This is a genomic window from Yoonia sp., assembly GCF_030731595.1.
Classification (GTDB): Bacteria; Pseudomonadota; Alphaproteobacteria; order Rhodobacterales; family Rhodobacteraceae; genus Yoonia.
Map to the genome: position 1 here is coordinate 1 of NZ_JANQTS010000034.1, position 5,657 is coordinate 5,657.

7 protein-coding genes are annotated in these 5,657 nt (G+C 61.4%); 6 read left to right on the plus strand and 1 reads right to left on the minus strand.

All coding sequences use genetic code 11. From position 1 onward, the window contains the following. Positions 1 to 166: 166 nt before the first annotated feature. Positions 167 to 919 carry a type II CAAX prenyl endopeptidase Rce1 family protein gene (locus NWQ23_RS03015; RefSeq protein ID WP_306164761.1) on the minus strand — a complete coding sequence of 251 codons (753 nt, stop codon included), beginning with the start codon at positions 917 to 919 and terminating at the stop codon, positions 167 to 169. Positions 920 to 995: 76 nt separating this feature from the next. Between NWQ23_RS03015 and NWQ23_RS03020 the strand changes: the two genes are divergently transcribed. From NWQ23_RS03020 to NWQ23_RS03045, 6 genes are all read left to right on the plus strand, one after another. Further along, complete coding sequence (locus NWQ23_RS03020; protein ID WP_306164762.1) at positions 996 to 1,472, plus strand: MarR family winged helix-turn-helix transcriptional regulator; 477 nt, start codon at positions 996 to 998, stop codon at positions 1,470 to 1,472. A gap of 35 nt (positions 1,473 to 1,507) precedes the next feature. Next, the gene (locus tag NWQ23_RS03025; RefSeq protein WP_306164763.1) at positions 1,508 to 2,638 is read left to right on the plus strand and encodes a YHYH protein; all 1,131 of its coding nucleotides are present in this window, start codon (positions 1,508 to 1,510) and stop codon (positions 2,636 to 2,638) included. A 29-nt stretch (positions 2,639 to 2,667) separates the two neighbouring features. Continuing rightward, a complete protein-coding gene (locus NWQ23_RS03030; protein WP_306164764.1) occupies positions 2,668 to 3,651 on the plus strand; it encodes a YHYH protein in 984 nt (327 codons plus the stop codon). A 17-nt stretch (positions 3,652 to 3,668) separates the two neighbouring features. Then, complete coding sequence (locus NWQ23_RS03035) at positions 3,669 to 4,310, plus strand: PEBP family protein (RefSeq protein ID WP_306164765.1); 642 nt, start codon at positions 3,669 to 3,671, stop codon at positions 4,308 to 4,310. 23 nt (positions 4,311 to 4,333) lie between these two features. Further along, positions 4,334 to 5,296, plus strand: a complete 963-nt coding sequence (locus NWQ23_RS03040; RefSeq protein WP_306164766.1) for a YHYH protein — start codon at positions 4,334 to 4,336, stop codon at positions 5,294 to 5,296. Between the two features lie 2 nt (positions 5,297 to 5,298). Continuing rightward, positions 5,299 to 5,657 (plus strand): YbhB/YbcL family Raf kinase inhibitor-like protein (locus NWQ23_RS03045; RefSeq protein ID WP_372340102.1); only part of this gene is annotated, 359 nt, incomplete at its 3' end.

Here is a 5,657-nt window from a genome sequence, read left to right on the forward strand (position 1 = left end):
CGAAAGCACGGGTTGCGGACTTTCGGCGTGATCCGCGTCAAAGTCCGCAACGCGGACAAAGCACCATTTCGCTGCGACTGCACCAATGTCTTCTTGTCTGGTGGACTGGCCGATACCGACCACCTTGACTGCTGGACTGACCTTTAGGTCTTTCCGTTTCATTCCATCACATCGCCCATTTCGGCACCGCCAGCACGAGATGCGTCACGGTCGCATCCAGCGCGTAAAAGCCCCAGTGCAGGCCGTAAGCCCAGCGGAATCCATGGCTTGTGCGCAAGTAAAGCCATGGGATTACGAGCCCGAACATTGAGGCGGCGACCGTAAACCTGGCCACGTAAAGCGGAGAGAACCCTTCGAGGGCCAGCGTGAGGTGGAAGCCGCCAAAAAGAACGGCCATCAGGATCGAGATCGCCCAAAGCGGCATGCGTGCGCGGTGCGCGCGCAGGACCATGGCTGCGACGAGAACCTGCTGGAATAGAATTTCGACCGATTTGGGCATGTAATACCAGGCGGATGCGAACATGAATTCCGGCGGATTCGGAGGCGCGCGAAAGACCGACACATCCGGCAGGAGGGGAAGGGCCACGGCGACGAAGACACCATAGGCAATCAGAATTGGCGCAAGTGCGATCGCGTGGCCGGAAAGAACCGGGCGCGACAGCTGGCCCCCAAAAACAGGCCGGAACGCCAGCAAAACGATGCCGGTCCAGACCAGATAGTAGCTTGCGAAGATGAGCGGCGCATCGTCATATCCGCTGTCCAGCGCCATTGCGTTGACGAGGGCGTAATATCCCCAACTCGACACCGACCAGATCACGCCCACCAGCGCAAGCGTCGGCAGCATGGCCCGCAACGCGCGACCCGACAGGGCCCACGTCGCGGCGCATTGGGTTCGGGTCGAATTGATCGCCTGGGTCATTCCATGTGTTCCTTCTCAGGCGTCGGGCAAAACCTGCGGTTGCCGTGTCAATATAATTAGCATACTAACTGTATGTATGACAACCGACTCGTTCTCTCTGCATTTCCTTCTGCATTCGGCCGCCCTTGTGGAGGAGCAGTTGCGCGTCCGCCTCGCCGAAATCGGTCTCCGGCCCCGGCAGGCCCGCATCATTCAGGCTTTGTCGCGAATGGAGCCCGCCTCGCAGGTCAGCCTCGCGCGGGAGTTCGGCATCACCCCCGCCAGCATGAGCACGATGACCGTCCGGCTGATCGAGGCGGGATTCATCTCTCGCGAACCCGATCCGGACGAGGCGCGCAGCAACCTCCTGCGCCTCACGACGCGCGGGCGCGGGCTCTTGTCGGACATCCACGCCGCCTGGGGCGACATCGACGCCCTGATCGCTGAGCGGATTGGCTCGGAGAATGCCGCGACGTTGGCACGGATGACCCGCGCGTTGCGCGACAGCCTCGGCGGTCGCGTGCCAGGTGCACCGGACGCGGAGACCACAGAACCTCGAAAGGAACTTTCATGACTCGAAGCATTGGCCTACGACCGTTCACCATGCTTATGGCACTTGTCGTCGCGACTCCGGCCTTCGCACATCCCGAGACCGAGGCTTTTGTGCAATCCGCATTCCTCAAGACCCCGGAGATTGTGGACTGCACACTTGAGGACGGCACGGAAACGCAATGCCACGAGATCACGGTCGGCTATTTGCCGGAGGGGCTGAAGATTGGACCCTTCTGCCCCGCCACGCTGGACGACGCAGGCGGCATCTGGGAATGGACCGGCGAGAACGCCGGGCTCTACCGGGTCGATGGCGACTTCCTGCGGATGCTCGATGGGTTGGGCTATCGGTTCTTCGACGACGACGGGAATGTCTATTCCGTCGACAATGCGACCGAGCGGCCCACAGTCGATCATGCCTGCATCAACGTCTCGGTCGATGAAAGCGTCGAGATCACGATGCTTCTGCCTGTCGATCCGGTGATGGCAGATACCCCTACCCAGCTTGGCACCGTGGGCAAGGTCGGCGTGGCGCTTGACGGCGTTCCGATCTTTTCGGATGCGCCGTCCATACAGATGACGGGCCATATGCCCGCGCTGGACACTTGCGGCGGCCATGTCGATCCAGGCGGCTGGTATCACTGGCATGCAACCTCGACCGACATGGCCACCGTGTTCGCGACCGAGGATGTCGATGCGGATTGCGCGATGGATCAGAACCCCGGCGCCCAGTTCGGCTATGCCTTCGACGGCTTCGCGCTTTATGGCAGCCGCGAGCCGGACGGGTCGGAACCTGTGGGTCTGGACCAATGCAACGGTCATGTCGCGCCAGCGGCGGACGGCGCGGCGGTCTATCACTACCATGCGCGCGAAACCTTCCCGAACCTGCCGCCCTGTCTTGTCGGCGTGCAGGCACAAGACAACTTTACCACGACCGCGACAGCCGGGATCGGCGCGCAAAGGGCTGGTCAGGACGGTCGCAACGAGCCACCCCGCCCACAAGGCGGCGGCCCAGGCGGCATGCCTCCCGGATTTGAGGAGGCCGCGGCATCGCTCGGCGTTACGCCGCAGGCGCTATTGGATGCGCTTGGCGGACCTGGGCAGCGACCTGATCTGGCAGCGGCCGCAACACAGCTTGGCGTGACCGAAGAAGCGTTGCGCGGCGTCTTGCCACCGCCACCCAACCAGTAAGTCCCCTGTCCTTCAGATTGGAGTCCAACATGAAACCGACGATCCTTGCCGCCATTTTCCTTGCAGGCAGTGCGACCACGGCGCTCGCCCAGACAGACGACCGCCTTGCCGCGGTCGCCAAATTCTTTGCTGGTGCTGATATCGTCGCCGGTCCCGACGTGGTGGACTGCACCCTGTCGGAGGGCGCCCAGACCGAATGCTTCTCGATCACGCTGGCGGCCGACCCGCAGACCTATACCCCCGGACCCTGGTGCCCGACCAACATCAGCGATGGACCAGAGGCAGGTGGCATCTGGTTCCTCGACGGGAAAACGGTGGATGTGGACGGCGCCTTCATCACTCGACTTGCCGAAATCTACGGTGACACCAACTGGCAGCTTTACGACCCAGACACGGGTGATGTCCGCTATACCGGCACGCTGGCGGAATGTCAGGCCGCGGCACGGCCCGACGTGGACCCGGCCTATCAGAACTACTGCGTGCAGTGCCTGCCCGAAACGCTGCCCGAAGCGATGGTCATGACCTACGTCATCCCATTCGCGCCGGTCGCCGCGACGGATGTGGCGCGCACCGGCGAAAACGGCTCAGGCGTGGCCTATAACGGCGTGCGGCTGGACGGGCCCGCGCCGGTCGACGCGATCCTGGGGGCCTATACGATTGCCCCGTTCGATGATTGCGGCGGCCATGTGAACCCGCATGTGGGATACCACTATCACGCGGTTACGGATTGCCTAGATGCCGCACCCGACGCAGCGGAAGCAGACGGTCACGGCGCGCAGATCGGCATCGCAATGGACGGTCAGGCGATCTTGCCGCATCTGATGGCGGACGGCTCCGATCCCATCGCTCTTGATCAATGCAACGGCCATACAATTGAGGACGGCAGCTATCATTACCACGTAGGAGAGGCTGGATCGAACGCGATCCTTGGCTGCCTTACCGCGCAGACCGGCTGCACGTTGGAGGACACGGGCGGCATTTGTGACGCCTCAACGCGTCGTCCGCGACCATGACCCCGAAAGGAAACACCATGAATTATTCTATCCCTACGCTGACATTGCTTGCCCTCCTGCCCTCGGCGCTGACGGCAGAGACTTTTTCGGCGGATGTCTGGGCCGACAACTGGTTCGAGATGCGGATCGACGGTGCGCAGGTTGCCGAGGACAGCGTACCGATCACGACAGAGCGTTCGTTCAACGCCGAGAGCTTCACGTTCGAGGCGGAACGGCCATTTGTGATTGGTCTGGTTGCCAAGGACTTCAAGGAAAATGATACCGGGCTGGAATACATCGGAACGCGGCGGCAACAAATGGGCGATGGTGGCCTGATCTTGCAGATCAAGGACGCGGCGGGCGGACTGGTCGCGGTCAGCGATGAGAATTGGTCCTGTCTGGTTACGCATACAGCTCCGTTAGACAAATCCTGCGAAAGCGAGGCCAATCCCGTCGCTGGCGTTGGCGCATGCGGGTTTGAGGCATCAGAAGAGCCCGCAGGCTGGGACACGGCGGAATTCGATGCATCAAGCTGGCCTGCCGCTGATGTCTATTCCGCCCGTGAGGTCGGTCCCAAAGACGGATATGACGAGATCACATGGGACAGGTCGGCCGAATTCATCTGGGGCCCCGACCTTGAGCAAAGCAACACGGTGCTGTGCCGTCTGACCGTCAAATGATCCCGTTTGGAAAGACCAACGCCATGACACGCCTGTTTCCAATCGTGCCTCTGCTATGCGTTCTTGCCGCCCCTGTATTTGCACAGGAAGATCATTGTGCGGCGGTAAAGGCCTCTGTTGCTGATGCGGGTTTTGCAGATCGTGTGACAGTCACATGCGATGGCGATGTCGCCCTTGTCACATCAGACACCTATCCTGATCATGAATTGATGACAGGCATCGTGGGCACGAACGAGCAGATTCCGGTTCCGGCCAAGGACTATTCCGCGCCAATCCCGCTGACGCCCAGTCTTGGCACCACCCCACAGACCCGCGACGCAGCCTTGGGCGTGGCCGTGAACGGCGTGCCGATCTATGACTATACCGGCGGCGGTGAAATGACGGTTGAAGACCTTTACCACACGCAGACCGAGCATGACACGCTGCAAACCCAGCAGCTTGACGTTTGCGGCGGGCATGCCGGGCGTGGCAACGATTACCACTATCACGTCAAACCAGTCTGCATGATCGAGCAGATGAAAAACGCAGGCGATGCTGCGATCATTGGCTGGGCCTATGACGGATTTCCGATCTACGGCGACAACAACCCCGATGGTACGCATATCGCTCTGGATGTGCTTGATGTCTGCAATGGACAACCTGACGCCTCTTTTGGCTATCGCTATCATACTTCGACCGAGGCCCCCTATATCATTCAGTGCCTGATGGGCGAGGTGCCTGATATGCGCGATCTGCCGCGCGTCGCCCCACTGGAAGCGCCTGGGCTTTTCGGTGGCGGGCAGGAGTCTGGCGTGCCGCCCAAGGGCGGCGTGCAGAATCTTGTGTTTACGCAAGAAGCCGATGGTAGGCGCAGCATGGACTACACCTATGAAGGCGACGCCTACTACATGCGCTATGCGCCGTCAGACACGCCGGACTGCTACACCTTCGAGACCCGCACCGTGACCGATGGCGGCGACGTGAAGACCGGGGAGTATTGCCGGTGAAAATGTCACTACCCACAATCGTCGCGGTGGCGTTGATCGGATGTGTATTGGCAGGTCCGGCTTTGGCGCAGGACGCACTCACCCTTTCCAGCCCGGCAATGGCGAATGGCGCGCCCTTGCCCGCCGATCTGAAATGCCAGCGTGACAACGGCGATGGTGCGTCGCCGCCGCTGGTATGGACCGGTGTGCCAGTCGGCACGCAAAGTCTGGCGCTGATCATGTATCACTATCCCAAGGGCACCGTCGAAGGCGTCGACCCGCCCAGCCAATACTGGCTGTTGTGGAATATTCCTGCGGGCACCGTTTCTTTGCCGCGCGCCAACCCCGACTCCATCGGCAATGAGGGTTCCGACAAGGACGG